The following is a 3,660-nucleotide window of genomic DNA, read 5'->3' as shown; positions in this document are numbered from 1 at the left end:
AACAAAGATTTATTTCTTATACTGTTACTTTTCCTACTGATGGAGTTAAAGTTTTATTTGATGGAATAGAAAAAGGAGTTATAACTAATGGTAAGTTAGTTGTATTAATTGATGATACAGAAGCTAAAGATAGTTATACTGTTACGTTTAAAGGTAGTAAAGCTAGTACATATGATACTAGTACATTGACAGTAGTTAATAGTAGTATAGCTAATACTGGTGGTGTTTATGATTTAAAACTTCCTACTAGTTCTGTTAAGAGTGGATATAAGAGAACTGACTATGCATCCTCCACGGGGAGTATAACCAATGGTTCTACTTATGCTGGAACTTGGATTGAAACTGTTGTTAATCTTACTGCTAGCTTTACTAGTTCTACTACTTTAGGTAGTATAAGTAATAATGTACTAACTATACTTAATAATGAATCTACTAATGCTAAAAGTGGAACTTTAACTGTTATATTTACTTTAGAAAATAAACAAACTAAAGAAGTTAGTGCTGCTTTAAATCAAGCTGCTGGTGCTAAAGTTTATACCGATTGGGTACTAGATTTACAAACTGATGGAACTAGTGTTGAAGCTAAAGGTGGTACTAGAACAGTTACAGCTAATATTGCTCGTAGAACTTATAAATGGAATAACACTGGTACTGTTTATAGTGAAACTGCTACTCCTACTCTTAGTATTAGTGGTAGTGCTAGTCTTAGTGGAAATCAAATAAAATTTACATCAAACGAAAGCGTTTCAGCCCGTTCAGCGACACTTACAGCTAGTTATGTAGGATTGTCCAAAACGGTTACGATAACGCAGCAGGCAGGCGCAAAAGTGTATTCAGCGTGGTCTGCTTGGGCTGTTTCTATTTCGGCAAGCACGCAAACGATAGCTGCAAGTGGTGGTTCATCTACGATAACTACTAATGCTAGTCGTTCTCGTACTTGGACTTGGAATGGAGTTGGTACTACACATACTGATACAGAAACTGCTACACCTACACTTAGTGGTAGTGCTGGCGGATTTACTTTAAATGGTAAAACTGTTACTGCTAGTAATAATACTACAACAAATAGTCGTAGTATAACTATAACTGCTGCTAGCAATAGTGTTTCTAAGTCTATTACTATAACACAATCTGCTGGAGCTAAAGTTTACGGTAATTGGTCAGCTTGGACAGTTAATATTAGTGCTGATAAAACTAGTATTGGTGCAACAGGTGGAACAGCTACTATATCAACTAGTGCTAGTAGAACTAGAAGTTATACATGGAATGGTGTTGCCGGTTCTGGTGGTACAGAAACTGGAAATGGAAGTCCTTCATTAAGTAAAGTTAGTGGAAGTGGTAATTGGACTAGTCCTAAAGTTACTTATGGAAATAATACTAGTACAAGTGGTAAATTAACTGTTATTCGTGCTACTATTGATTCAACTACTAAAGATATAACTATTAGTCAATCTGCTGGGGTTAAACAATATAGTGCTTGGTCTGCATGGACAGTTAATATTTCTAATAGTGGAAATGTTGCTGCTAGTGGAGGTAGTTCAAGTAGGACAAGAACTTGGACGTGGAACGGAGTTAGTGGAAGTGGTGGAACTGAAACAGGAACTGGAACACCTACTCTTAGTAAAGTTAGTGGAGCTGGTTCTTTTGCTAGTAATAAAGTAAGTTATGATAATAATACTTCTACAAGTGCTAGAAGTACAGTTATTAGAGCTACAATGGATTCTGTAACTAAAGATACTACTGTAACTCAAAATGCAGGTGCTAAAACTTATAGTAGTTGGGGAGCATGGTCTATTAGTTTAAGTGCCAATGTAACAACCATTGCTGCTGCTGGTGGAAATGCTACGTTATCTACTTCTGCTACTAGAAGTCGTACTTGGCAATGGAATGGTACAGGAACAACTTATACTGAAAATGCTAGTGGTTCTCCAACATTAAGTAAAGTTAATGGTGCTGCTTCTTTAAGTGGTTCTACTGTTAGTTATGGAAATAACACTTCTACTAGTTCTCGTAGTTCTGTATTTAGAGCAACAATAGATAGTGCAACTAAAGATATAACTATTAGTCAATCTGCTGGTAGTAAATCATATGGTAGTTGGTCTAGTTGGTCTGTATATTGTAATGCTAATAGTTATACTGTTCCAGCAGCAGGAGGCTCTGTTACTATTAATTATGGTGCTTCTCGTTCTCGTAGTTGGACTTGGAATGGAGTTGCAGGCTCAGGTGGAACTGAAACAGAAAATGGTACTCCAAATCTTAGTGTAGGAAGTGGTGGCGGAACTTTAAGTGGTAATACTTTAAGTTATAGTAATAATACTAGTACAAGTGTTAGAAGAACTAGAGTTACTGCAAATTATAATGGTGCTATTGACTTTTGTGATATTGAACAAAGAGCTGGAACTAAAGTTTATGGTAATTGGTCTGGATGGTCAGTTAATATTTCTGCTAGTCCTACTAATATTGCTGCTGCTGGCGGTAGTTCTACTATTACTTGTAGTGCTGTTCGTAGTAGACAATATACTTGGAATGGTATTGGACAGAATTTTCCCGAAACTGAAAATGGTAGTCCTACATTAAGTAAATCTGGAGATGGTACATTAAATGGTACTACTAGCGGTAGTAAACTTACTTATGGTAATAGAACTGCTACAACAAGTAGAAGTACAACTGTTACTGCTACTTATAGTGGAGTTAGTAAATCTATTAATATTACACAATCTGCTGGTGCTAGGTCTTATGGTGCTAAAGTATATCATACTAAATATTATGGTACTAATCCTGATGGAAGTGGATTAGATTTTACAGGTTATCCTTATACTAATGAAATTGATACAGTTGCTGATGCTAATACTATATCTATAAGTGTTTATTATAGGTTATATACAACTCAACTTTGGACTTGGAATGGTGTTGCTGGTTCAGGCGGAACTAAAACTGTATATTATAATCCGGATGATGTAAATGTAACAAATAAAGTTAATTGTGATGTATCTGTTGCAAATGCCTTTAATTATGCTAGCATGATTATAATAACATTTAAACTTTCTGCAAATAATTCTAATACAGCAAGAGAATATAAAATTGAATGGAATTGGTTAAATCATAATGTTATTACAAAAGGAACACAAAGAGCAAATCCCATGCGTGGTAGACTTGTTATTAAAAATGATTATTTTACTAGTCAAAATATTGCATTACCTATTTATTTAGATAGTGAAAATGTAGATTCAATATATAAAGGAGAAGCAAGTTATAATGATATTAAGAAAACTCCTATTGGTGTTTATGTATATATTCCTACTAATATTTCTATAATGAACGCTGGTAAATTGCAATTTTGGTTTGAAAATAAAGATGGTGGTGTCAGTAAATATACTTGTACTTTAAGTAATGTTAGTACACCTTCAAATAATGTTTCTGTATCTAATAGTAATAATATTATTAGTGTTACTGCTAATACAACTACTTCTTCATTTACTATATTATGCCAATTTACTATGACTTCTAATAGTACAGTATTTAATGTAAGAGTTTTAATTGAACCATGATGAAAATACTATTTAATATAACAATATTACCAATGCTTATATTGTTTATTTACTTATTAAAGTTATTTAAATTAATCACATAATTATGAACAATAAACAACTATATGAAAAA

The 3,660-nt window shown here is 33.4% G+C and carries 1 protein-coding gene; it reads left to right on the top strand.

The features are described from left to right. Positions 1 to 3,548, top strand: a 3,548-nt coding sequence (locus tag DXN04_RS35075) for a beta strand repeat-containing protein (RefSeq protein ID WP_199415207.1), incomplete at its 5' end; no start/stop codon positions are given. Positions 3,549 to 3,660 lie beyond the last annotated feature (112 nt).

The sequence above is a fragment of the Chitinophaga silvisoli genome (genome assembly GCF_003412465.1).
Lineage (GTDB): Bacteria > Bacteroidota > Bacteroidia > Chitinophagales > Chitinophagaceae > Chitinophaga > Chitinophaga silvisoli.
This window is presented reverse-complemented; position numbering and strand designations above follow the sequence as displayed.